Below are 24,474 nucleotides of genomic sequence, written 5' to 3'. Positions count from 1 at the left end.
AAATTAGACTAAAAAAGTTGGATGGCTGGAATTTCTCAAAAATACCAGTAAGATGAATCACATCTGCGGAATGTGGGATGTAATTTCAACGATCGTGTTTTCTTCAACCCGCGGAGGCGGGTTTTGTTTGTGTAGACGCGGTTTCAACCGCCTGGTCTAATTATTCTCCTCAACCCGCGGAGGCGGGTTTTGTTTGTGTCGCCGCGAATTCCATTCGCCCGGTCTTATCAGGGTTTCCCTACTCCGCACTAACAGCTAAACCAGAAACCACAGGGGCGATCGCATTTAACTTCAACACAGGATGTTCCCCTTCCACCTGACGGCAATTCCAGTCATTCCTAAACAGCAAAACCGGCCTTCCCCAACTATCTTTCACCGTCACCGTATTAAACAGCCGCCCAACTTTTTCCAGCGCATCCCAACCGCCGTCAACCCAACGAGCTACACTGTAAGGCAACATATCGATCGTAGTTTCCACATTATATTCCGACTGCATTCGGAACTGCACCACCTCAAATTGCAACTGTCCGACAGCCGCCAAAATTGGCTCGCGTTTCGACTCATCAACCGAGTACATAATTTGCACTGCGCCTTCTTCCTGCAACTCCGAAACGCCTTTGCGGAACTGCTTAAACTTAGAAGGATTGGGATTTCTCAAAAAAGCAAAAAGTTCAGGAGAAAAACAGGGAATCCCTTCATATTCCAGTTTTTGACCGGTGTAAATAGTATCCCCGATCGCAAAAACTCCCGGATTGTTCAAACCGATCACGTCGCCCGGATACGCAACCTCGATCGACTCCCGATCCTGAGCAAATAACTTTTGAGGTCTTGACAAACGCACCGTTTTACCAGTCCGAGCGTGAGTCACGTTCATGTCCTTTTCAAACTTGCCCGTACAAACCCGAATAAACGCCACCCGATCGCGGTGTCTCGGGTCCATATTCGCTTGCAACTTAAACACAAACCCGGTAAAATCTTCATAAGTTGGCGGAAGTTCCCCGGCGCTGCTGTTGCGGGCGATCGGCTTCATCGCGTAATCTAAAAACGCATCCAAAAACAGTTCGACCCCAAAATTACTCATCGCGCTGCCAAAGAAAACCGGAGTCATTTTCCCAGCCCGAACCAAGTCTAAATCCAGTTCAGTTCCTAACTCATCCAGCAGTTCCAACTCTTCTTTGAGCTGATAGTAAAGGTCTTGTTCTAACAAATCTTCAATGCGCGGATCGCCCAATTCAACTACTGTATCAACAGCAGCGCGAGAACCGTGTTTAGTCCGCTCGAATAAGTGAATTTTGCGCCCTCTGCGATCGAAAACACCTTTAAAGCGATCGCCCGTACCGATCGGCCAATTCACCGGATAAGTCTGCAAGCCCAATTCCTTCTCAATTTCGTCCAACAAATCCAAAGGATCTCTGCTAGGGCGATCGAGCTTATTAAAGAAAGTAAATATAGGCAAACGTCGCAGCTTACAAACTTCAAATAACTTGCGAGTTTGCGGTTCCAAACCCTTAGCAGCATCCTCCAGCATCACCGCATTGTCAGCCGCCGCCAGAGTTCGATAAGTATCTTCGCTAAAATCTTGGTGTCCCGGAGTATCGAGCAGATTAATGTGATAATTTTGATATTCAAACTGCAAAACAGTAGAAGTAATCGAAATTCCCCGCTGCTGTTCCATCGCCATCCAGTCAGATGTAGCGTGTCGCTGAGCCCGCCGCGCTTTCACAGAACCTGCTTCGTGAATTGCACCTCCGTACAGCAGCAGCTTTTCTGTCAAAGTAGTTTTACCCGCGTCGGGGTGCGAGATAATAGCAAAGTTGCGCCGGCGCTCAACGGCAGTTAGCAGTTCAGTTTCGAGTTCAGTTGTCATTACAAATTAGGTAGGGGAATCATCACCCGATCGCCATTATAGCCTGTGCTAGAGTTGCTATTGAAGGTAAAATTATCAGTAAAGTCAAGGAATAAAAGTAATATGTACGACTCCGACAAGCGGAAGCTGCTATCACTGGTGTGTCACGGGGCAATTTTTTTCAGCACGTTAGTGTTCTCGATCGGAGCGCCGATCGCTGTATTGTTAGTATCAGATGACCCCGTTGTCAAAGAAAACGCCACAGAAGCCATCAATTTTCACCTTAATGTATGGCTGTACAGCACCCTAATTGTGGTGTTAACTGTCGTCACTTTCGGTCTTGCCGGCTTTATCTTAGTGCCCCTAGGTTATCTGCTGCATTGGGGACTGACAATAATGGCTATCCTCCACGTTTTGCAAGATCCTAACCAACCTTACCGCTACCCTTTTATTTTCCGAATAGTTTAGAAAATAAATCGCCCTTCAGCATCGATTTCAACAACCCGATTTCTTGCAGAAACCGGGTTTTTAATGGTTTGATAGACGACTGGGCGGTTGAAACCGCTTCTATACAAACAAAACCCACTCGCCTGCGGGTTGAAGAATGCTCGCTTAAAATTACCTCCTATCTCATCTTCAGTCCGCGGAGGCGGACATCGTTTGTGTAGACGCGGTTTCAACCGCCGTCTGATCTGAATTGCTGAAACACAATTCCCAATTCCCAACTTTCATCGCATTTCAGCCACTCTTACCGTCTCTGTCGGTGGCATAACTGCCTCTTTAGCATTCAACTTTTGATTCAACTCGCGAATCCGGCGCGACAGCAAGCGAATAATATTCACAGCAATTCCCGGCGTTTCATCAATCGCATCATAGAGCTGCATTTGAGTCAACATCAAACACTCGGATTGTTCGACAGTAGAAATAGAAGCCGATCGAGGTTCTGCATCAAACAGCGACATTTCCCCGAAACAAGCCCCCGCTTTCAACTGTGCCAAATCCCGATCGCCTATATGAACCCGCACCGTTCCCGATACCAAAATATAGAGCGATCGGCCTTCTTGTCCTTCCGTAAAAATCCTGTGCTTGGAAGGAAACGAAAGTTCATCCATTACCGATGCTAGACGCACGAGAAAATCATCCCGCAGTTCCTTGAAAATCGGAACTTCCCTGACAAACAATAGGCGTTCGACGCTAGTTAACATAATGCGATGCAGTGATTGATTTAAACTTAAACAAAGGAAGAGGAATTGGGCATTGGGCATTGGGCATTGGGCATTGCGAATAGTTTATTTTTGTTCCCTCTTCCTTCTTCCCTCTTCCTTCTTCCTTCTTCCTTCTTCCTTCTTCCTTCTTTACCTTTTTCCCCCAGCACCCAACTCTGCCATCATCTCTTCAACTTGAGCTGATACCAAATTATCGGGGTCATCTTGCAGCCTCGGCAACAATTCAAGCAAAGCCCGAGGCGAGGCTATTTTCAAATAGGCTAACACTGCTTCGCGGACAAAACCCGTCGGGTGTTGCAGGCAGACTAGAGTTTGTTGAGCGGTAAGGCTCCAGCGCGCTTCCCTAGCCAAGTGAAAGCAGCAGGCCAAAGCCCAATCCGAAAGGAAGTGGCGCAATTCTAGCAAGCGGCGCAAACGATCGCTAGGGGCTAGAGGTTTGTAAACCATCAATTCGGAGAGATTGCTCAATTTTTCTCTTTCCGAGTGCTGATCGAACAAATTGAGGAGCGATCGCTTCTTAGCTATATCCACAGTATTGTCGAGAATCTCCAATCCCCTAGCCACCAAAGAAGGTTGACCCGAAGCGATGTTAAAAGCAGCGGCTTGTACAGTGTCCAGCGGATAAAGAAACTTCATCAGCAAAAAACACCGCTCCGTAGCATCAGCTTCCAACCCCATCAGAGCCCTTTGCAACAATTGAGCCGTATCGTTTCCTGGTGTCCCGGCGCTGTTGGCATCTCGATCGGAGAAATTGCCGTAGGTTGTCACCCCAGACAAATCTACCAGACCCGCATAAATTTGACCGATAAACATTAACTCCTGTTCGATGAGAGTTTCCAAGCCGCTGCGGCCGATGCGGTCTAGAATTCCTTCTATCCCCGCTTCCGAAGGCATTTTCAACAGGATGCGGAGGATATTGCGCCTCGTAGTTCCCCAAGCCGTCATCAGATTGCCGACCAAAATGTCGATCGCCTCGGGAGTCCCAATTTGACCCAGAGCCGTCCAAGCTTGCAACCTGACCAAATCCGACTTGTGGATGTCCTCAGCCAAATACACGAGCAAAGGAATGGCGTCGTTGTGAAGTTTGACTATAGCCTGCAAAGCTGCATCCCTAGTCGATTTGTAACCGAGTCCGCGCAGCAGCGAAGGATAATATTCTTCAGAATGAGTAGACGAAATCACGTCTAACAGAGCGCAGCGCACTCGCAGAGATTCATCTTGCAACAGATTGGGGATGTGCAGCCGCAGTCCTTGCAAATAATCAGCCTCTCCCAGAGCCCGCGTCCCCATAACACGTTCCCGCTCTTGTTTGTGCGTCAGCATTTGCCGCAGCGTGTTAGTAGCCTCTGCCTTTTGCTGGCGATCGCCCCTTCTCATAATTAAAGCAGCCGCCGTACCCCGCACCACCGGATCGACGGTCGGCTGCAAGTAAGGCCGCAAGCTATCGATATTCGGTTCAGCTTCCGTCAGCCAGATGTAGCGCAAAGCCAAGGCCAGCACCTCCGGCGGCAAGGATTGCTCCGAGAGTGCGCGGACAGCTTCTAAATATGCGGGATTCGGGTGTTGCAGCATAGTTTCCAAGCTCTGGCGCTGCAAAACTGGGGAAAGCGAATCGAGGAGGGGAGCCAGAACTTCTCCCACATTTTTGGGGTCAATTTGGGTCAGGAGTTCGATGCAAGCGCGCTTTTCATCTTCGCCTCCGGGCTGTTCCAAAGTTTCCACCACTGCGCGCTTGAGAGCTTTGAGGTCAACGTCGGTGACGCCCAAGCGTCCGCGTTCCGCACTTTTGACCAACAAACCCACGTATTGAGAGCGGATCAGCCACACCACAAACACCCACACCAGCGCCAATATTACGATCGCGCCAATAAATACCAAACTTTGCTCGTCGTGAAATGCCTTTTCGTCTTGGTGGGGGAGTATCTTCTCTGTCACCCACAGCATAATCAAGATGCCGACTCCTGTAGCTCCGCAGGACAAAGGTTCGCCCACACCGTTGACCAGAGTTTGAATGCCCGATCGAATATTGTCGGGAATCGGTTGGAATAAAACCGGGCTCACGGTTTCCAACAGCGTGTAGTGCAGCAGTTCGTCTAAAAATCTCAGCAATATCAGCCCGATGAACACAGATACTAGCTGGCCGAGGGATGCTCCTATGGTCAGCACCCCGAGTATCGCGATACCCGCTGGCAAAATCATCGCCGTCACGAATACACCGATTCTTTCCACCAAGCGGCTCGAAGCGAACCACTGAGTCGCCACTTGAAACAAGCCTTGTATGCCTTCATAAATGCCCAGGAAGCTAGCGATCCAGCTCGCACCGTCCCCCGGGTTCTGGTATTCTAGCTGGCTGTAGAATTGGAAATCTACCAGCACGTAGACGACTTCTGCGAGGATGAAGAAACTGACTAGAGGTACGGCGTATTTTTGGAGCGGGCCTGTTACTTTGCGGGCGGTAAATTCTTCTTGGTCGTCGTCTTCGTCGTCATCCGTCCAGTGAGCTGTTTCCGGGAATGCTTGGCGGTATTTTTCCGTGAGGTAGTACAGCAACACTGAGCCTGTCGCCACCATCAACCCCGATATCAGGGTAACGTTTTTGAGTCCGACTACATACAGCAAAACAGGCAGAGAAAATCCGCTGACTACTCCAGCTACTAGATAGCCGCTGCTGACTAGCGGATAGGTGCGCTTGATTTCTCTAATATTAAACAGTTGGTTGGAAGTGATGGAAGTGTTGAGATCGTTCAAGACATAGCAAGCTTCCACCCACAGCCACATCAAAAAAATAGTAATAAAAGCGACGCTGATGCCAGCTATCTTAGTATTTTCATAGCCGATGCCAAATCGAAACAAAAATAGCGGTACCGACATCATTCCCAGAACAACTACGACGGTGCGCCTCAGCGGCAGAATTTTTTGCAGCCACGAGTAGACAAATCCCAAGCCCGAACCGATAAACGCGCTGGCTATGTAAATATAGGGCATTTTGTCGGCACCGTACTCGTCTAAAAACAGACCTACCGTGCTCAGTTCCAGCCAGATCAGCCCGACGGAGGTTAGAGTGTAGACGAGGAACATCAGTACGGTTCGCTCTACTTCTTCCGATCGCAGGTTGAGCGATCGCAGCACTCCTTGTCTTACTCCCGCCGAACCGCTGATTTGAAAATTTTCCATGCAGCGTTGATTTCCCTGTGTGGTAGCTTATTCCTGACGAACGAGAGGAAGTCATCAGCTATCCGTCACCAGTTTATGACTGATGACGGATAGCTAATGACTATTTATACTTTCTTCGGCGACAGCAGCATCATCATACTGCGTCCTTCTTTTTTCGGGGCTTGCTGCACTTCTGCGATTTCCTGCAAATCTGTGGCCATGCGCTTGAGCAAGTCCTCTGCTAGGTTGCTGTGTTGGATTTCCCGACCTCTGAACATGATCGTGGCTTTTACTTTGTCCCCGGATTTGATAAAGCGGTCTGCTAGTTTGAGGCGCACTTGGTAGTCGTGTTCTTCAATTTTGTAGCGCATCTTCACTTCCTTTACGTCAGCAGTGTGCTGCTTCCGCTTGGCTTCTCGCGCTTTCTTTTCCTGCTCGAATTTGTACTTCCCGTAGTCCATTACCCGGCATACGGGCGGGTCAGCTTTGTCGCTGACAAGTACGAGGTCGAGTTCTTTTTCTTCTGCGACGCGCAGCGCTTCAGCAGGAGTCAATATCCCAAGTTGCGCGCCGTCGGTATCGATCACCCGGATTTTGGGGTATCGAATGTTTTCGTTGATCTGGGGTAGGTTGCGATTTTGTCTTCTTTCAATCACAGGCATGAATGGTTTTGCAAGCAGTAGTTTAATAGTGAAGCTTCTTGATAGTTACAGGTTTGACCGGTCAATATTTCACTTGTCCGATCGAACTGTTTTGTAAGGTGTTACCCTTACCGGACGTACTACCGCGCCTGGTCTCCCTTCAGCTTCATCGTTGGGGAATATTTGGACGATCGTAAATGAATTCTTACAATACTTGCTATTCTACTCAGTCTGGCTGAGTTTCTGCGTAGTTTTATTTTAACTTCACACACGATCGCCCGCCAAGAAAGCCCGCCCGACAAAACAATCCAAAATTCACGCTCAATGGTTAAGGATGAGTTGACACTCCTGGGCCTAAAGGCATGAGGATTCTTGCTTCATCCGTCCTCCCTAGAAACCCGAATACAAAATATTCAAATCTCCCCGTTTGGATACGTCCACAAGCGTACACGGACTGCCCGACCGCGTTTGAAACGATTTCTTGAATTTTTGCTTGACTCCCACATTTGTACAAGATTCAGGATTTTTACTACCAGGGTTCCGGATCGGGAGTCGTCCGCTTGACCTACTTCGTTTTTTATGTATGCGCTTTACCGCTAAAGACATAATATCATCAAAGCCGTCCTGCAAGGCGATGTGCTGCCCTTCGACGTAGTTTATCCGCTCGCGTAGTCGAAGGGCTCAGGAACCGCGTAGCCGAAGGGTCGAAGTAACGGGGCTTTCAACCCAAATTTTCGGTAAAACGGCTTTTGCTACCCATACAGCCCCGTCTGGCAAGTCCCCCAAGTCGCCTGATTTGCCTTATAGAATTAGTATAAGCAAGTGTAAATTTATGTTGCGAACTGAGGCAAAATTGACAAATTCTCTGCAATGGCACCAACGGGTGGGAAGCCAACGAGACTGGATGTGGCGGGGTTGGCAAACTCGCTACACTTATTTGCGGCCCAATAGGGTACGAAAGGGCGGCGCGATCGAATTTCAAGATTCTGCGGCCGAACCTATTGGTTTGCGCGCATCGGGAACGCCAATTATTTTACTGCACGGGTTTGGAGCTTCGATCGGCCACTGGCGGCAAAATCTCGCCCCACTCGCCGAAAACCACACGGTTTACGCTTTGGATTTGTTGGGGTTTGGCGCTTCCCAAAAAGCTCCGGTCAACTATTCTGTGTCTTTGTGGGTCGATCAAGTTTATGATTTTTGGTTGACTTTTATCAGAAAGCCCGTGGTATTGGCAGGAAACTCGATCGGTTCGCTGATTTGTCTGGCCGCGGCGGCTGCTCACCCGGACATGGTGGCCGGCACGGTGATGATTAGCCTCCCAGACCCCTCTGTGCGAGCCGAGGCGGTGCCCGGATGGCTGCTCCCGGCGGTTCTGGCAGTTGAAAGTTGGTTTGTTTCCCCGATCGTACTCAGGCCTCTGTTTTATTTTGCCCGCAAGCCTTCCTTTGTCCGCCGCTGGGTTGCCTTTGCCTACGCCAACCCCGAAGCTGTTACCGACGAATTAGTGGAAATTCTAGCAGGGCCTGCGGCCGATCGGGGTTCCGCCCGCGCCTTCTGCGCTTTATTTAAAGCTGTAGGCAGCGCACAAGTCGGTTCCGGTGTCAAGAGTGTGATGCGAAATTTAACAATCCCGATGCTGTTAATTTGGGGCAAACAGGACCGGATGATTCCCCCTCGGTTCGCCCGCCCCCACCAATTTGTCGAATGCAATCCCAATTGTGTAGAGCTAGTTGAGTTAGACAATGCGGGCCACTGTCCCCAGGATGAATGCCCGGAACAAGTAAATGAAGCAATTTTGAACTGGTTGAGCCGGAATTTTGCACCTGTGGGCGAGAGCGAATTGCAGCGCTGTTGATTAGACACGGGGCGGTGCGTTGCTGACAAAAATAACTTGCGGGCATCGATCCCGCTCAAAAATAAAGTTGCTAGAATTCGATCGCACCCGGTGGTATGGTATTACAAAACTCTTGAACTAACCTAAACAACTTTTTTGCTCTGTGCGACTTTTGCGGGAAAGTAAGTCTCCGTCTTTCTGTGATGTCATGTATCTACTTTTATTTAGGGTCGCTTTTTTCAGAAAGTCAGAGATTGACACAATCACCAAGATAGTGTATCTTCTCTAACTGGTAGTACACATACAAGTTATGCAGTTAGTCGAAAGGCAAGTCATCAAACCAAATCACAGGTTTTATCCAGAAGCCGATCGATTGTTTTTGCTGTCTGTAAAAACTTGACAACTTCGATAACTATATCTACCTGGGGTCAAAAATCTACGGTCAAAACTTTTTCCCAGGTCAACCAACCAATGCTCTGGCTGTCGATCGTACACTCAAAAATAGTTTTAATGACAAAGCATTGGCCGCTCTGGGAAAAACAAAACACTCTCCGGTTAATGCAGACAGCATGGACTAGCTATCATAGTGTCACATTGGCAGGCGCGATCGCTCAACTAAGTTTCAAGCAGCTCAGAAAATCCCTGACTATAAAAAATCCAGAAAAAAAAGAGAGCAGGGGCGCTATGTACTTGTATTTAACTCTCAAGCTGTCAGCAAAAACGCTTGTCCAAAAAAATATGCCAGTTTGTCTGGGACTAATATTTGGCAGCCCTCAAAAGTCACGTCAATCTTGGAAATCCGGATTGTTTCCGAGATAGGTTGTTAAGTTGTCGAGGTGGTCTAGGAAAAGTTAGAACAAAACCTAACAGTCAAGCGGATTATTACCCTTGCCGCAACGAGCTTCGCCAGTATTAAAGAGCGCTCAAACCTCTCCCTTGAAGCTCCGCAAAATTCTACCTTCTAACTCGTACCTTCTAGCTTATTGAAACACCTTGTTTCTTGCTCCTAAAAATAAATACCTTCCCTTGTACCAACAATCTTTCAGTCAGCTTATAACCGATCGCCCCCAAGTATACGGGCAAGTTCAAAAATGCCAGAATCTGGCATTTTGGAGCCTGTTAACGCATAAAAAAGTCAATTTAGCCAACAACTGACGGTCGGAAGCCCCCGGTCGGCTGGCGGCTAACTGCTGAAAGCCGATCGAGCAAGCAGCGCCCTTCCAGCTTTTGGCAGTAACGCAAACGAGGAAAAAACTGTCGTGAAATTCCACTGGCTACTACCGAGTTTCTTAAGTGTATTTTTGCTCGCCGGAGCCGCCGAAGCAGCGAGACTGCAATCTTGGCGGTTTGATGCTTCAGAGAACCGGCTTTACATTAGAACAGACGGGGGAGTGCAACCCAAAGCTCAACTGATTTTCAACCCCACGCGGTTGGTAATCGACTTGCCGGGGACAAGTCTGGGCCGTCCCTCGATCAGCAAACCGCTCTCAGGGGCGATCGAATCGGTGCGAGTAGGGCAGTTTGACGGCGATACGACCAGAATTGTGGTCGAGATCAGAGACGGATTTACTCTAGACCCCCAGCAAGTAAAATTCCGGGGGATTTCTCCGAGCGAGTGGACAGTGGATTTGCCGGCGCCGGTGCGGGGAGAAACTCAAAATCCGATTTCAGAGCCTGGGGGAGAAAGGTTATCGGTTGAACCTTCGGCATCCCAAGCCCAGTCGGCCGAGGCGACGGTAGTTCAGAGCGTTCAGGTGACGGCGGACGGTTTGTTAGTCCGCACTGCGGGCGGCAGCCCCCAAATTAATTTTCAACAAAGTCGGGCCGGGGACATCGCCACTCTCGATATAGAAGGAGCTACTTTAGCTCCTGGCCAGAGCGGACAACAGCCTCAAACGAACGGCAAGCACGGGGTTGACAAGATTGAAGTCAGGCAACTGCCAACAGACCCGCCCCTTACCCGCGTGACTTTGCGGATGAAGAGTTCTAATACTCAGTGGCGGGCCTCTGTGAACAATTTGGGCTCGGTTGTGCTGTTGCCGGGGGGCGCGAGGCCGCCAGCCCTGAGCCGCCCCCTACCTGTAGCTGTTCCTGAGAGACAAGCTCAAGGAAATTTAGCGAGAGTTCAGTCAATTGATTTAAGCAGTAACGGCACGCAACTGGTGGTGAGAACTGACCGCCAAGTTTCCTATACCAGCGGGTGGGATCAGGCTTCGAGAGCTTACTGGCTCAGAATCGCCTCTAGTTCTCTGGCGGGGCAAATTCCTCAGCTCGATGCCAACAGTCCTGTATCGTTTACGGCCAGCCAAGAAGACGCGGAGACTGTGGTGATTTGGGTGCAGCCGCGATCGGGGGTAGAGGTAGGCAGGGTGACGAGACAGAGCCCGCAGTTGCTGTCTTTGCAGTTGCGATCGAATGCTAGCGCGCAGCCGCCTTTGACTCGCACTCCCAATCCGCAGCCTTTGCCGACAAGGACTTTCGGAACGGGCGATTTGCCCCAAGTTTCTAACCGTCGTGTCGTGGTAGCGATCGATCCGGGCCACGGCGGCCGCGATCCGGGGGCCGTCGGGATTCAGGGCATTCAGGAGAAGGAGATTGTTTTGGATATCTCGTTTCAGGTGGCGAGGCTGCTGGAACAGCAGGGGGTGCAGGCGGTGATGACTCGGACTGACGACAGCGAAATCGACCTGGAACCGAGAGTTTCTTTGGCGGAACGGGTGAATGCTACTTTGTTTGTCAGCATTCACGCTAATGCGATTAATATGAGCCGGCCGGATATCAGTGGGATTGAGACTTATTATTTCAATAACGGCCAAGATTTGGCGAGGGTGATTCACGCCAGTATTTTGGAGGGGACGGGGGCGGCTGACCGCCGGGTGCGGCAGGCTAGATTTTACGTTTTGAGAAAGACTTCTATGCCTTCTGTTTTGCTGGAGGTGGGTTTTGTGACTGGTGCTGACGATGCTGCTAGGCTTTCTGACCCAGCTTACCGCAGTCAAATGGCGGCTTCGATCGCTCGCGGCATTTTGCTTTATCTTCAACAAAGATAATGGGCATGGGGCATGGGGCATGGGGCATGGGGCATGGGGCATGGGGCATGGGGCATGGGGCATGGGGCATGGGGCATGGGGCATCAGTAACTAATGACAACTGCCAACTCCCAACTGCCAACAGAACTGCCAACTGACAACTAATTATTAACAAATGACAACAGACTCTGGACAGCAAAGAATCGGTATTTTTGACAGCGGTGTGGGCGGTTTGACTGTTTTGACCCAGTTGTACCGACAATTGCCCAACGAATCGATACTTTATTTTGGAGATACGGCGAGGCTGCCTTACGGCACTCGCGCGGCGTCGGAAATTGTGCATTTTGTCCGCGAAATTATGGCCTGGCTGATGGAACAGGATGTGAAAATGGTCATTATGGCCTGCAACACCAGTTCTGCTTTGGCGATGGAGATGGTGCAGGCTGAGTTTGATATTCCGGTGCTGGGAGTAATTCTGCCGGGGGCGCAGGCTGCGGTGCAGCAAGGCAAGCGGATCGGGGTCATCGCAACTCCTGCTACGGCTGCTAGCAATGCTTATCGAAATGCGATTTTGGAAATGGACGATTCTTGTCGGGTTTGGCAGGTTAGCTGTCCGGCTTTTGTGCCGCTGGTGGAGCAAAACCGGATTCACGATCCTTATACTTCTGAGGTGGCGCGGGAATATTTGGCTCCTTTGATTCAGCAGCGCATCGATACGCTGATTTATGGCTGCACTCATTATCCGCTGTTGGCTCCGGTACTGCGCTCGATTTTGCCTGCTGGGGTGACGCCGATCGATCCTGCGGTGCGGGTGGTGGCTGCTGCTGCTAGAGAGTTGGAGATTTTGGGGCTGCGGAATGCTGGTGCTGCGCTGCCGACTCGTTTTTGCGTCAGCGGCCCGCCGCAGCAGTTTGCGGACTTGTCGGTGCAGTGGCTCGGCTGCACTCCTGCGGTTGAGAAAATATCTCTGCCGGCGGTTGTACGTAGCGAAGCGGGGCGTAAGCCATCGCCCGTATCCCTGGAATCTGTCGAATAAGCCGGAAAATTTATCGGTTGGAAAGATCGAACAAATCTTACCCCCCACATCCCAGGCTCTTCGGGATCTGGGGGGTTTAATTATTGCGATCGAACCTAGCAATTAGACATCAATTTGTAATAAAATGCAACAAAAGCTTTGATTAACAATGCAAATAATGTCCTATATCTGCTGGAGCTCTTCAGCCTTGAACCATGTCACCCTATGTATCGCAAGCAGTTTTACTTGTAGACGGCTATAACATGATTGGACTTTGGCCTCGACTCCGAGAGAAGCGCGATCGCGACGAACTCGAAACAGCTCGCCGCGAGTTAATAGAGATTTTAGTTAACTACAGCGCCGTTCAAGATTTTGAGGCCAGACTCGTGTTTGACGCGCACTATCGGGATACTCCCAGCGTTAAAGAAATTATTACTAAAAATTTATCGGTGCACTACACTGACTTCGGTCAGACAGCAGATACTTATATTGAAAAATCTTGTGCTAGTTTGCGCTACGAGTTGCGATCGCGATCGGGAAAGAGTCGCATGATTGTCGCTACCTCAGACCGAGCGCAGCAATTGACCGTAGTCGGCTACGGTGCTGAATGGATGTCTGCCGAACAACTAGCGGCTGACGTAGAATCCACCGCCCGCCGCAGCGAGCGCCAGCACAAATCCCGCAAACACAATTCCAGTCGTTTTCTCGCCAGTTCCCTCGATCCCGAATCCCAGCAGCGCCTCGCCAGAATGAGAATGGGGCTGCATTAGCGGCCCAAACCCGCTTGCTGCATGAGAAAAAAAACTTTTTGCAAAAGGCCTTGCCAAATCCAGTAAGTTCAGCTATTGTTAGTAAATGTGGGTAGCAAAAACCCTCAATCCTCGGTAGCTCAGTGGCAGAGCGGTCGGCTGTAATGAATGCAAGCCTTTGGCATCAACCAAAAGCCCTAGTGACATAGCAGCTCTATCCGGTAACGGGTACTGAAAAATCGGGTGAATTCAAGGAAACCGCAGCACTTCGGGTGGCGGCAATCTTGAGCCAAGTCCAGCGAAAGGCAGTGGTTTCGACCGCAAGTAGCCGGAAAGGTGCAGAGACTAGAGATGAGGAGCCTAACCAATAAATCTCACAGCGCCCGACATCCCGCGACAGATGATAAGTCTGCGTTTTAGGGATGATGAAATAGTCCGCGCCCTTCGGAAACGTTGGGATAAGTGTAACCGATTGGTCGTAGGTTCAAATCCTACCCGGGGAGTTAGTAAAAGTCTGAAGTTGGAATTTTCCAGCTTCAGATTTTTTTTGTTTATGTTCAGATATGTTTTTCTATAATGTAAATGCAAACACTTTATCTGTATCATGAGCTATCGCGACATCATCACCATAGAGCCGGATAAGCGAGGTGGCAAGCCCTGCATTCGTCGGATGCGGATTACTGTTTACGATGTTCTTGGCTGGCTGGCTTCTGGAATGTCTATTACTGAGATTATTGACGACTTCCCAGAACTGACAGAAACAGACATTAGAGCCTGTTTAGAGTTTTTTGCCGATCGCGATCATCGTTTAGTTGCTTCGGTGAGTGCTGCTTGAAACTACTATTCGATCAAAATCTGAGCCGAAAATTAGTTACTCGCTTGGCTGACATTTTTCCTAATGCTAGCCATGTTCAGTTGCATGGGCTAGCAGAGAAAACAGATACAGAAGTCTGGGATTTCGCCAAGTTGAACGATTTCTGTATTGTGACTCAAGATGCAGACTTTACGGAAAGAAGTCGGCTGTATAGTTCTCCACCGAAAGTAGTGTGGTTAAGATGTGGAAACGCACCCACCAATCAAGTTGAAACTCTGATCCGCTCTGGACAAGAAGCGATTCAAGAGCTTTTAAGTAATTCTAGCATTCACTGCTTAGAGCTTCATTGATTTAAGGGTAGTCCTGCTTACGCTGTAACTATCTCAGGCTTGATATCAGGTGGTGCTGGCTGGAAGTGTAACACCATGATTTTCTCTCTTCGCAATCCGACAGATTCATAAGTGCGTCCGTTGCGATCGCTAAATTCAACATCAAACACTGCACCATCAGCCAACAGTTCAACCACTGTCCCAACTTGTCCGCGCCGCAGGTTGTATTCAGGAATGTCAACGGTCAAGGCAACAACATCTAGCAATTTGACTGTATTCTTTGCCACTCTTATTACCTCCAGGCACTATAGAGCGGGTGCGGAATCTGGATTAACAAGTCAATGATAATCTAGCGCTGTTTGTCAAGCATCTTCTAGCGATACAAATTGTTGATTACCTAGCCCAGCGATCTCTTTAATTAAATCGAATACAACTTTAAACTGAACAAAATCTTCGATAGTGCCGTTTGTACATAACCATTCACACAGATTTCGCTTCTCAGACTTATTTATTTCACAAATCTCTGGCTGGATCTCTGGTACTCCACGAACAGTTTTTTCCACTTTTGGTGTTATGTCAAAAAACTGAGGATGTGATTCTCGAAGCTCCTTAATTCTCTTTGCTGGGATTAAGTTTTCAATCCCTTTTGAGATAGGACTATCAGAAACTGTGGGTATAACACGTTTCTTAGCCATATCCTTGTCAGAGGTTTGCTTCTTTGTATCACAATCGTATATTAGACCAATGATGTTTGGCAAAGCTATCGCTAGCTTATTATTGCAGGATTTCCAAATATTGTCGAGATTGCCATAACCGTCACCATCACACAAAATAATCTGGTCTAAAATCGATTCTTTACCAAGAAGCAAAGCAGCTTTATTTAAATATTTAATATCGTAGTCACCCTCAACAAAAATAACTGGCTTTTGGGCTTGCTCTATCTCAGATTTAATTTTTTGTCGAAATGTATTGGAGTCTTTATAAAAATCAAAAGCGGATTGAAATTCCTCAAATTCCTCAATACCAATGTTCAACCCTGTTGGAACAGACAAAATTTCAAATCCAGTATCGCCAAACAGTGTTTTCATTCCCAACAAAAACAATGGTGAGTGAGTAGTGAGAATAAACTGAATTTTGGGAAACATCTTAATGACTGCTGGTAACAAATTTGACTGTAAATCGGCGTGCAAATGTGCATCTATTTCGTCAATAATAACTACTCCACTCACATCTTCTAATTTTTCAAAGGATGCACCAGACATATCAAAGTCTCGTAGAATTGATAAGACAATGTTGAGAATTGATGTTTGACCTGTCGAAAGCTGAAAAATATTGTGGATGAGTTCTTCTCTCTCATTTTTCATAATAGATATAGTGCGATTCTGCCGAGGCCCGATTCCCAAGCGAATATTATCCTCAGTTCTAAAAATTAGCTTAATAAGCTGTGTGGTGGCCTCCCAAATGTTGGTAGAACTTCCGCTATACGACAATATTTGAGGCATTATGGGAAGTATTTTCCTAGGATCATACGGGATGGGGAACGGTGATATTTTTAGATCATAAGTAACTCTATCTAAAAGAATACCCATCAGCCAATTTTTAGATACAGTAAGTGGCGATTGCTGAATGATCCAGCGATTTGAGACTCTATTTACTCTTAGCATTTCGACGAATTCCGCCGTAGCATTAAGATTTTGAGCATTTAACCATGCTGGTTGTTCAAAGCGATTTGCTGGAAAGTATAATACGCAATTACTTCTGAATTCTTTCGAGACTTCTAATGGATTATTAGTAATATTTGTGTTGAATATTGATGTTTCATGCAAAGGAATCTCCCCAAATGAATTATCGATTTCTGGATCGCCAAAGTTTTTCACGTAATCTTCTCGTGAGCAAGCAAGCTGCCACTCATAGCAACTAAAATCAGGCCCAAAGTTCACCCTTGCATAACAGTATGTCGCTCCATTTTTTATGTACTGAGGGCTACGAAGCTTATAGACTTTACCTTCCTCTACTTCTGCATCATCAAAAGCAACCTGCTGTGCAGCCATTAGAGCATTCAACAAGTACGAAAGAAGAATACTCTTACCAGAGCCGTTTGTGCCAACTAAAATAAGCGGTTTAGGATTACCATCATTGCTAAATGGAAAGTCATAGTTAATCTTTTCAATTGGACCGACGTTTCTCAGAGTAATGTGCTTAAAGTACATGAAATTAGGTTCCGAAGGGACAAAATAGTCGTTTGCTTTGCTGCTGATACTAAATATGGAGTTTTGTGCGCTGCCCTTTATTCGTCGTAAGGTGCGTCAGAAACGAGACTTTTGATTTGAGTCAAGTATCTGGCTGACGCACCCTACATAATTATACCGAATACTAAACATCGCGTTCTGTTCGCACCCATTTGGTTTGCCGCTTCAGGATAAAACCTAGATACAAAGGGATTTTCCACAGGATGTAAAAAGGTACGGATAAAAGAGTTGCGCCGGAAATATCGGCACGGCCGAATTTTGCCCAAGCGCTGACAATTGAAACTAAAATTAGCAGTCCTTGTCCTCCTAACAAGATAGCAGGAATCGGTGATGTTCCGATGGTTGTTGCTAGTAAGGAGGTGGCAAAGGCGGCTAGCCAGATAGCAACTAAAAGCGATAGGGGAGGGACGGATAAGTCGAGGGCGATCGCCATTAAGTCAAAACGCTGTTGCTCGATCGAAGCTGTCGCCAGCCTGGGAGTCTGAGTTAGCAGTGTCTGGATGTGTCCGTGTTCCCATCTGGTTCTTTGAGTTTTAGCTACTTCCTGCTGCTGCGGCAAACATCCTGTGACTCTGGCTTCGGGGCAGAATACGGTTGGATGTCCGGCGATCGCCAAATCCAAACTCATCTGCATATCTTCAACAATATTGCTGCTAGCTAAAGAAACTTCTCGAATGATTAACCAGGGAAAAGCCATGCCGGTACCTGTTAGCAATGATGGGAGTCCCAAATTTCTTAATCCGCTGGGCCGGACTAAATTTTTAACTAAAAATGCTAAAGCAGAAATCGAATCTTTCGGGGTAGGATTTGGTGGCTGTTCCATTAAATAAGTTGCTTGCACCGGTCTTTGTTCGGCAATTGCCACCCGGGCTAATTTCTCTATTGCGTCTGGCCCGCAGATGCAGTCTGCGTCAACCATGATGACTACTTCTGGGGGGTCAGATTCGATCGACCGCAAGCCGAAATCCAGTGCGTATCCTTTGCCTTTGCGTTCTGTGTCTTGGCGCTCGATCGCCGTTGCACCGCAGTTGCGGGCGATTTCTGCCGTGGCGTCGGTGCAGTTGTCAGCAATGACTAACAGGCGGTCTTGAGGTGTTAGCTGCGGCAGAATGGTGGAGATAGTGGCGGCAATTCCTGCTGCTTCGTTGTAGGCGGGAATTAAAACTGCTATTTTGGGGCGGGGCTCTTTTGTTTCGTCTGTGGGGGCGAGGTTCGACAGGAAAGCTGCACTGCATTCTAGAAATAGAACTGCAACGGGAATTAACAGGATTAGGGCGATCGCCAATAGCACAAAATCAATAAATAGGAAGGGTAGCTGATTAATTTGCACAATTCTAGTACCTTAATTTAATTTTATTTACTGCGGTCATTGAGTTCATTTAATCTTCTTATTGCACCTTTGTTAACTCAGTGCGCAACGCTATCTAAACTATCATATCATGTCCGGTAAAATAACCGTTATAACGTTTGTAGTGATGACTTAAGTCCTCATAAAACTACTAGGACTGCCGTCCTGACTGCAAATTAATTTGATTGCGGTTGTGCAATAGCAAATAATATCATACCCTGTCGATTCTGACAATGTTAAGTAAATCAATTTAATTAAACCTCAAACAGGCCGAAAATTGAGAAACCCGGTTTTGGTTGAAAACCGGGTCTCTGGGTGTTATGTCTTTCATCAACTAAACACTTATCACCTTTCTCAAAAAGATGAGGTATGACTGACAGCTTATATAACCCTAAACTAAGAGGGCTGAAGCCCAACTACGTACCTCATCTTTCTGAGAACCGCTATAGTCGATGTTTAACTCATTCATCCCCTGTGGCTTGCCAGTCAGGAAGCAATCTCCTTTCCTCAAAACTATTTTCAAGCTACGCTGCATCGCGGACAGCAAGAGGTTGCGATTTTTTGGTGGTGAACTGTGCGGCGGGTGCAAATTCTCTGAGATATCTCGACACCGATCGCAAATATCCCACTTCTGCTTGAATAGAATCCAGCGTCGAAAGACTCTCAACTAAGTCATCAAATTCATCAACAGTAACTCCAGCACTGTGCAACACTTCTTTATCAAGTCTGCCGTAAATTCCTTGCAGAAGGAGTTCGATAATCTCGCTGTAGTCAGCGATTTCCGTTCCGTAACCTTGCAATTTCTTCGGATGGATTCCCCACTGCAAAATCTTCAACAAGTCTTGGGGCAAACTCCACGCAAAAGAGGAAGCAATCACTTCTTTTTCCGCTGCGACAAGAGCGTGCTTGATTTGCACTTCCGGAAAATCTGGATCGACGATTAAGCTTTCCAGCTTTGACACTTGTTTATCTAACACGCGCAAAGAAAAAGGAGCTAATTCTACACTCACCATATCGCCAGAATCGTCAACAATTCTAAAAGGATCTTCCAGAACATTAATTAGGAGGTGAATGTCTGTAGGTTTTTGCCAGTCAAACTGTCCCAGGAAAAACGGTTCTTCGTATCCCGGCAAAAGTCCTTGAAAATAAATCGGCAGATTTTTGCCTGATTCAAGAATTTTATAAAGAGCTACTTCCAAGGTTTCTGTCGGCCAACCCAGATTGCGCACGGCGACAAATTTCAGTTTTCCGGGGACAGACACAACCAGTGAATTCAGCAATAAATGTACGGCTTCGACAAGATTTTGAGCGGTTACGTAGCGGTGGGGAGCATGAACGTTGACAGTTTTACCTTGCTGTACTTTTTTGGACATTTGCTCGCAGAACAAGCTATTTTCCAACATATGAGTAAAGCGAACCATCCCGTAAGTGACATCTCCTTCTTGAGCTGCTTTGGCAAATTGCCATTCAGCAAACTTCTTCGAGGCGGCGTAAACTTCGGTTGTAAAATATCGAGATGTTTTGCCTGTGGAAGAGAAGATGCAGTGTTCTACGCCGTATTCTTCGCAGAGTTGGATGATGTGTTTGCATCCTAACAGGCTGGTTGTAACTGTTTCTCGGATTTTGATTTCAGCTAGTCCGGGTTGGCGTTGGGCTGCTAAGTGAAAAACAATTTCTGGTTTTTCTACCTCAAATATGTGTTTCAGCGCCTCGAAGTTGCGAATGTCAACGGCATAGAAAGTTACTGCACCTTCTTTGGTAAAAAGCGGGAGATTTTCTTCGGGGTTTTGACATCGGGCGTTGTCTGCGGAAATGATTTTCGTTGCGCCTAGTTCGAGGAGTTTTTCGATTAAGAAACTGCCGACACATCCTTCTCCACCGGTGATCAGGATGGTTTTTCCTTTGATTTTGCGGCAGCAGGCGGACTCGTACAGGTGAATGGTGCGATCGCACACGTCGCTAAATGGTTCGCTTTCTAATTGTCCGTCGGCTTGATAGGCCGAGATTAGCTGTGCGGTGAGAGTTTGTAAGGCTGCTAGGATTTCAGGCTCTTGCGGTTCGGGGGAACCCGGAGGAACTAGCTGCTGGATGCGATCGATTATTTCGGCCTTGCTGGCACCTTCAAACAATTCTGAGGGGTTAAATGCACTCTTCACTTTTTGGGCTCCTTTAAATTATAGAAACACGGTTGCTGATAAGCGAGTTGTTAAACAGATTTTCGAGGAACAGAATCTTTAAAACTCTGCTTATTTTTAGGATTTTTTAGACTGAAAGCTACTTAATCGGAAAGACACGCGCTCGGATCTGCTACTAATTGCTTTTATTAAGCCTAGTTGTAGTTTTCTTAAGCGCTTTTTTGAACTGCTTACTTTGGCGATCGGCAAAGTCTGAACTTTCTCTCTCAAAAATTGGTCACTACAACTATAAACTTAAGTTGCTGGGTGTTGGCAATACTCAGTACATATCTTTACTATTTCTTTGCAATCACCTGCAAGTTTTCACGCAATTTTAAAGTTAATGTAAAGTATGGTCGGCGTTTAAAAAACTTAACAATATACTTGACATTGATTCTATAGCATTTTACTACTTAAGTAAGATGTATTACTAGCTACTAAATAGAGTAAAAATTTACGTAAAAGATACTTACAACAGCGCCCTATATTTCTGTCTGCCCAAAAGATTGCTACCCGATGGGTGGGGCAGTGCTGCTGTGCCTACCCCTGTATGTGTGCTGCTAGCGGGCGCGAACGCTGCGTTCTTTTTTGCTGCCTTCAAAGCCGCGAGCGTCAGCAGCATCGTAGCCTCCAGTCCGCAAGCGACGGTCTAAATCGCTGGCTTCGGGAGAAGTTTTTGTCGCTTCTTCGATCGTCACTCTGCCTTCAAGCACTAATTTGTAAAGACCCTGGTTGATAATCTGCATTCCTTCGTAAGTATCATGTTCCATCAACCGGAAAGCTTCATCATCAGCACCTTTCATCAAGTAATCGTGCATGGCAGGTGTATTCACCAAAATATCGTGAACTGCGACGCGGCGGTTGTCAACTGTTGGCAGCAAAAGTTGGGCAATTACCGCTACTAAAGAATCGCAAATTTGAATCCGCATCGCCTGTTGTTCCTCGGGCGGGTAAAGGTTCAACAATCGGTTAAGAGCGTTAATGGCGCTGCGAGTGTGGAGAGTTCCCAATACTAAGTGACCGGTTTGAGCTGCTTGCAAAGCTGTATTGATGGTAACGCGATCGCGCATTTCCCCGATCAAAATTACATCCGGATCTTCCCGCAACACTGCCCGCAAAGCCTGCTGAAACTCGTGGGTATGCAAGCCGACTTCCCGCTGGCTGACCAAGCATTTTTTAGAAGGGTGAATGAATTCGATCGGGTCTTCAATTGTAACTACGTGCTTCTGCTCCATCTGATTGAGGTGGTCGATCATCGCAGCTACTGTTGTTGATTTTCCCGAACCGGTAGGCCCCGTAACTAATATTAATCCCTGCGATCGCAAGATGATATTTTTGAGAACTTCTGGCAACCTCAAGGAATCGATAGTAGGTATTTCTAAACTGATTAACCGCAATACTAGGGCGCCGCCGCTGAGAGAATCAAAACAGTTTAGCCGACACCGCACGAAGCCTGGGTAAAAAATTGCTGAATCTAATTCCTTAGTAGTTGCAAACTGTTTTCGCTGTTCGGGGGTGAGAATTTCGGCTAAGTAATGTTCAAAAATTTCTGGCGTTACTTTAGGGTGGCTGGTTGCTACTTGCATCACGCCACGAATCCGAAATCTAGGTACTTGGCCGACTCGAATGTGAATGTCTGAAGCTCCTGCGCTATGGGCATCTCTGACCATTTGTTCGATCGTGCTCAGGGGTGTCTCAACAGGCCGCTGCTGCCGCTGCTGCTGCTGCTGGGCAGGGGGGGGCGCACTCGGCGCGGGAGTTTGAACCAAGGGTGGCGGCGGCGGCGGTGTTCGGCGGGCTTGAGCCTCTGGTCGAACGGGTGTAGGATTGTTTAATGGGTTCATTTTTGGCTCTCCAGTCAGTCTATTTTAGATTTTAGATTTTAGATTTTAGATTTTAGATTTACTCCACAGATTAATCTGGAAGCAGGAACTAGAGTCTAAAATTTGGGGATCGACCCTGACTCAGTGTACGTGGCACGGTATCCGTTTTTGGGCGGGGTCAATGTAGATTTATTGCGAAAAAATGCCCGATTTCTAATCTAATGGCTCGCAGCTAATTCGGTGTTAAATGCTGAGAATATTTTACAATTAGGCTTGATGGGGCGATCGAGCAATTAACAATTTAAACTCCTATGAACATCGGTCACAAAATTGCCGACTGGCTCGAAAATCGCGCTGTCACCCCCGCCTACGCGGGTTGGCTGCTCTCGGGGATGACGGTTTTCTTTTTTGGGTCTGCGACTAATACAATGTCTGGGTGGCTGTACGCGCTCAGCGGTGGGAGTTTGGCGCTGTTGGGAGTAGCGGCGGTTTTGCCTGCAAAATCGCTCCGTTCTTTGGAAGTCAGCCGCCGCCCCATCGAACCGGTGAGTGCGGGCGATCGAATCACCGTCGAACTAGAAATCGAAAATCGCGCCCGCGAACCTAAGACTTTGTTGCAAGTCCTAGATATCTTGCCGTTTGTATTGGGAGAACCGATCGTCCGCCCGATCGAGGTGATACAGCCTCTAAGTATATACAGGGATACATACTACCTGGAAGTCCGGCAGCGCGGCGTCTATCGCTGGCAAGAGGTAAACTTGAGGACGGCGGCGCCTTTAGGGTTGTTTTGGTGCCGGCGCAGCCGCCCAGTCAAAGCGGTGGCGGTTGTGTATCCACAAGTTTTGCCGTTGAGCACTTGCCCTTTGATCGATCGCATCGGTCAAGAAGACAGTCCGCAATTTTACAATCGCAGTCGATCGCAAACTGCAACCGAAGGGCTCACCCGCAACCTGAGACCTTACCGCCACGGAGACCCCACACGCCTGATTCACTGGCGCACCAGCGCCCGCTACGGAGAACTGCGGGTAAGAGAGTTAGAAGTTGCAGCCGGCGGTCAAGAAATTATTATTGCTCTCGACAGCGCTGCGGCGTGGCAGCCAGAAGAATTTGAACGAGCCGTAACTGTAGCTGCATCCCTGTACTTCTATGCTAGCAAGCGCCTGTTAAACGTCAAACTTTGGACTGCCGGGACTGGACTCGTTTCGGGGAACCGGGTAGTTTTGGAAACTTTAGCTGCGGTTAATGCTGGGGAAGATGCTGTTGAGAATCGGCCTAAACTGCCGATAATTTGGCTGACTCAAAACTCTGCAAGCTTAAGCACTCTTTCCCTGGGCAGCCGCTGGGTACTTTGGCCGAGCGCCACTGCTGAAACAGGCGAAAAAATGTTAGTCAAAAACGAGTTACCCGGTTTAGAAATTCGCTCCGACCGCCCCTTAGAACTTCAGTTACAAGATACTCTGGAAAGAGCGATTAGTTATTAAGATATTCCGGAACGCAAGCTCCTTTGGGAAGAGCGATTAGTTATGAAGATTAACTTCATAAGTTTTCAGCTATCACAAGCTTTTTCCCTTTTGCTCGCATATTTGGGGCGGGCTAATAGTGTCCACCCCACAACATTTTAATTGTAGAGAGAGAGCTTAATTTACAGCACTTCCGGATGTTATGAGGTACAGTAGCAGCAATTAGTAAACCAGTTTTTGAGATGTTTCGGATTAATTAAGTCAAGAGCCACAGCAATTATGGTGTCAACCATTTTAGTGGTCGTTGGCGAAAACTTTCGCAATAAATATTTAAGTTGCGACCACCATAATTCAATTGGATTAAAATCAGGAGAGTATGGGGACAAACACAAGATAGAAGCACCCACCGCTTCAATCATAGGCTTAATTGAATTTACTTTATGCGCTGCTGGTAAGTTATCCATCACTACTAAGCTGTTGTGCATTTAAATTGTATATTTCGAGTCCCGATCAAAAATCGTCAAATCATCTCCCCCTCTCCCCTTCTCCCCCTCTCCCTCTCTAATACCATAGGCAATCTAGATGCAACACAGCTTACTGCTCCCGACCACAATTGTGGCACTAAACATTGCTCGACAAACACCTCAAATGCTTGGCTATCCATCGAGTTATCTATGGTCATTAATGCCACTACTCGCTGGAAACTAATTGCACCAATTACTGTGACTTTCTTGCCTCGATAAAAAGGTTTGACCGCATAGGCTAGGAGTGCCTCGTTGGAAGC

18 protein-coding genes and 1 pseudogene are annotated in these 24,474 nt (G+C 47.6%); 8 read left to right on the top strand and 11 right to left on the bottom strand.

Annotated elements, in window-relative coordinates; genetic code table 11:
- Positions 1–238: 238 nt before the first annotated feature.
- Positions 239–1,867, bottom strand: coding sequence for a peptide chain release factor 3 (prfC, locus tag QUB70_RS24590; protein ID WP_332984020.1), 1,629 nt, complete (start codon positions 1,865–1,867; stop codon positions 239–241).
- A 102-nt stretch (positions 1,868–1,969) separates the two neighbouring features.
- Between prfC and QUB70_RS24585 the strand changes: the two genes are divergently transcribed.
- On the top strand, positions 1,970–2,314 hold the full coding sequence (locus QUB70_RS24585; protein WP_332984018.1) for a DUF4870 domain-containing protein: 345 nt from the start codon (positions 1,970–1,972) through the stop codon (positions 2,312–2,314).
- Between the two features lie 260 nt (positions 2,315–2,574).
- On the opposite strand, the gene QUB70_RS24580 is transcribed toward QUB70_RS24585, so the two are convergent.
- The 3 genes from QUB70_RS24580 to infC all read right to left on the bottom strand — a co-directional run bounded on the left by QUB70_RS24580 (position 2,575) and on the right by infC (position 6,887).
- Positions 2,575–3,051 carry a Crp/Fnr family transcriptional regulator gene (locus QUB70_RS24580; protein ID WP_332984016.1) on the bottom strand — a complete coding sequence of 159 codons (477 nt, stop codon included), beginning with the start codon at positions 3,049–3,051 and terminating at the stop codon, positions 2,575–2,577.
- Between the two features lie 150 nt (positions 3,052–3,201).
- Positions 3,202–6,246 (bottom strand): HEAT repeat domain-containing protein, encoded by a 3,045-nt coding sequence (locus tag QUB70_RS24575; protein ID WP_332984015.1) that lies wholly within the window; start codon positions 6,244–6,246, stop codon positions 3,202–3,204.
- A 104-nt stretch (positions 6,247–6,350) separates the two neighbouring features.
- Positions 6,351–6,887: a translation initiation factor IF-3 gene (infC, locus tag QUB70_RS24570; protein ID WP_332984014.1), complete on the bottom strand. Its 537-nt coding sequence runs from the start codon at positions 6,885–6,887 to the stop codon at positions 6,351–6,353.
- Positions 6,888–7,698: 811 nt separating this feature from the next.
- Between infC and QUB70_RS24565 the strand changes: the two genes are divergently transcribed.
- From QUB70_RS24565 to QUB70_RS24540, 6 genes are all read left to right on the top strand, one after another.
- On the top strand, positions 7,699–8,721 hold the full coding sequence (locus QUB70_RS24565; RefSeq protein ID WP_332984013.1) for an alpha/beta fold hydrolase: 1,023 nt from the start codon (positions 7,699–7,701) through the stop codon (positions 8,719–8,721).
- A gap of 1,238 nt (positions 8,722–9,959) precedes the next feature.
- Complete coding sequence (locus tag QUB70_RS24560; protein WP_332984011.1) at positions 9,960–11,750, top strand: N-acetylmuramoyl-L-alanine amidase; 1,791 nt, start codon at positions 9,960–9,962, stop codon at positions 11,748–11,750.
- A 154-nt stretch (positions 11,751–11,904) separates the two neighbouring features.
- The gene (gene murI, locus QUB70_RS24555; protein ID WP_332984009.1) at positions 11,905–12,765 is read left to right on the top strand and encodes a glutamate racemase; all 861 of its coding nucleotides are present in this window, start codon (positions 11,905–11,907) and stop codon (positions 12,763–12,765) included.
- A 194-nt stretch (positions 12,766–12,959) separates the two neighbouring features.
- Entirely contained in the window at positions 12,960–13,514 is a 555-nt protein-coding gene (locus tag QUB70_RS24550; RefSeq protein WP_332984008.1) for an NYN domain-containing protein, read from the top strand.
- A gap of 583 nt (positions 13,515–14,097) precedes the next feature.
- Positions 14,098–14,328 (top strand): DUF433 domain-containing protein, encoded by a 231-nt coding sequence (locus QUB70_RS24545; RefSeq protein ID WP_332984006.1) that lies wholly within the window; start codon positions 14,098–14,100, stop codon positions 14,326–14,328.
- A complete protein-coding gene (locus tag QUB70_RS24540; RefSeq protein WP_332984004.1) occupies positions 14,325–14,657 on the top strand; it encodes a DUF5615 family PIN-like protein in 333 nt (110 codons plus the stop codon). Before QUB70_RS24545 ends, QUB70_RS24540 begins: the two co-directional genes overlap by 4 nt.
- A gap of 17 nt (positions 14,658–14,674) precedes the next feature.
- Here the strand turns inward: QUB70_RS24540 and QUB70_RS24535 are convergent, their stop codons facing one another.
- The 5 genes from QUB70_RS24535 to QUB70_RS24515 all read right to left on the bottom strand — a co-directional run bounded on the left by QUB70_RS24535 (position 14,675) and on the right by QUB70_RS24515 (position 22,251).
- On the bottom strand, positions 14,675–14,923 hold the full coding sequence (locus tag QUB70_RS24535; RefSeq protein WP_332984003.1) for a DUF4926 domain-containing protein: 249 nt from the start codon (positions 14,921–14,923) through the stop codon (positions 14,675–14,677).
- Positions 14,924–14,998: 75 nt separating this feature from the next.
- A complete protein-coding gene (locus QUB70_RS24530) occupies positions 14,999–16,846 on the bottom strand; it encodes an AAA family ATPase (protein ID WP_332984002.1) in 1,848 nt (615 codons plus the stop codon).
- Between the two features lie 163 nt (positions 16,847–17,009).
- Positions 17,010–18,215 (bottom strand): glycosyltransferase family 2 protein, encoded by a 1,206-nt coding sequence (locus QUB70_RS24525; protein WP_332984001.1) that lies wholly within the window; start codon positions 18,213–18,215, stop codon positions 17,010–17,012.
- Positions 18,216–18,757: 542 nt separating this feature from the next.
- Positions 18,758–20,389, bottom strand: coding sequence for a polysaccharide biosynthesis protein (locus tag QUB70_RS24520; RefSeq protein WP_332984000.1), 1,632 nt, complete (start codon positions 20,387–20,389; stop codon positions 18,758–18,760).
- Between the two features lie 578 nt (positions 20,390–20,967).
- Positions 20,968–22,251: a type IV pilus twitching motility protein PilT gene (locus QUB70_RS24515; RefSeq protein WP_332983998.1), complete on the bottom strand. Its 1,284-nt coding sequence runs from the start codon at positions 22,249–22,251 to the stop codon at positions 20,968–20,970.
- 290 nt (positions 22,252–22,541) lie between these two features.
- On the opposite strand from QUB70_RS24515, the gene QUB70_RS24510 reads away from it, so the two are divergent.
- Complete coding sequence (locus tag QUB70_RS24510; RefSeq protein WP_332983997.1) at positions 22,542–23,711, top strand: DUF58 domain-containing protein; 1,170 nt, start codon at positions 22,542–22,544, stop codon at positions 23,709–23,711.
- 179 nt (positions 23,712–23,890) lie between these two features.
- Here QUB70_RS24510 and QUB70_RS32770 read toward each other — a convergent pair whose 3' ends face one another.
- Positions 23,891–24,175, bottom strand: a complete 285-nt coding sequence (locus QUB70_RS32770; RefSeq protein WP_442927817.1) for a transposase — start codon at positions 24,173–24,175, stop codon at positions 23,891–23,893.
- A 35-nt stretch (positions 24,176–24,210) separates the two neighbouring features.
- Positions 24,211–24,474 (bottom strand): annotated as a pseudogene (locus tag QUB70_RS24500) (hypothetical protein); the annotation flags it as partial.

The organism is Microcoleus sp. A003_D6 (genome assembly GCF_036702825.1).
Classification (GTDB): Bacteria; Cyanobacteriota; Cyanobacteriia; order Cyanobacteriales; family Microcoleaceae; genus Microcoleus.
This window is presented reverse-complemented; position numbering and strand designations above follow the sequence as displayed.

What these genes read in the sequence shown, in the direction of transcription:
- prfC (WP_332984020.1), bottom strand. Translation starts at nt 1,867, where the DNA reads ATGACAACTGAACTCGAAACTGAACTGCTAACTGCCGTTGAGCGCCGG.
- QUB70_RS24585 (WP_332984018.1), top strand. Translation starts at nt 1,970, where the DNA reads ATGTACGACTCCGACAAGCGGAAGCTGCTATCACTGGTGTGTCACGGG.
- QUB70_RS24580 (WP_332984016.1), bottom strand. Translation starts at nt 3,051, where the DNA reads ATGTTAACTAGCGTCGAACGCCTATTGTTTGTCAGGGAAGTTCCGATT.
- QUB70_RS24575 (WP_332984015.1), bottom strand. Translation starts at nt 6,246, where the DNA reads ATGGAAAATTTTCAAATCAGCGGTTCGGCGGGAGTAAGACAAGGAGTG.
- infC (WP_332984014.1), bottom strand. Translation starts at nt 6,887, where the DNA reads ATGCCTGTGATTGAAAGAAGACAAAATCGCAACCTACCCCAGATCAAC.
- QUB70_RS24565 (WP_332984013.1), top strand. Translation starts at nt 7,699, where the DNA reads ATGTTGCGAACTGAGGCAAAATTGACAAATTCTCTGCAATGGCACCAA.
- murI (WP_332984009.1), top strand. Translation starts at nt 11,905, where the DNA reads ATGACAACAGACTCTGGACAGCAAAGAATCGGTATTTTTGACAGCGGT.
- QUB70_RS24550 (WP_332984008.1), top strand. Translation starts at nt 12,960, where the DNA reads ATGTCACCCTATGTATCGCAAGCAGTTTTACTTGTAGACGGCTATAAC.
- QUB70_RS24545 (WP_332984006.1), top strand. Translation starts at nt 14,098, where the DNA reads ATGAGCTATCGCGACATCATCACCATAGAGCCGGATAAGCGAGGTGGC.
- QUB70_RS24530 (WP_332984002.1), bottom strand. Translation starts at nt 16,846, where the DNA reads ATGTACTTTAAGCACATTACTCTGAGAAACGTCGGTCCAATTGAAAAG.
- QUB70_RS24515 (WP_332983998.1), bottom strand. Translation starts at nt 22,251, where the DNA reads ATGAACCCATTAAACAATCCTACACCCGTTCGACCAGAGGCTCAAGCC.
- QUB70_RS24510 (WP_332983997.1), top strand. Translation starts at nt 22,542, where the DNA reads ATGAACATCGGTCACAAAATTGCCGACTGGCTCGAAAATCGCGCTGTC.
- QUB70_RS32770 (WP_442927817.1), bottom strand. Translation starts at nt 24,175, where the DNA reads ATGCACAACAGCTTAGTAGTGATGGATAACTTACCAGCAGCGCATAAA.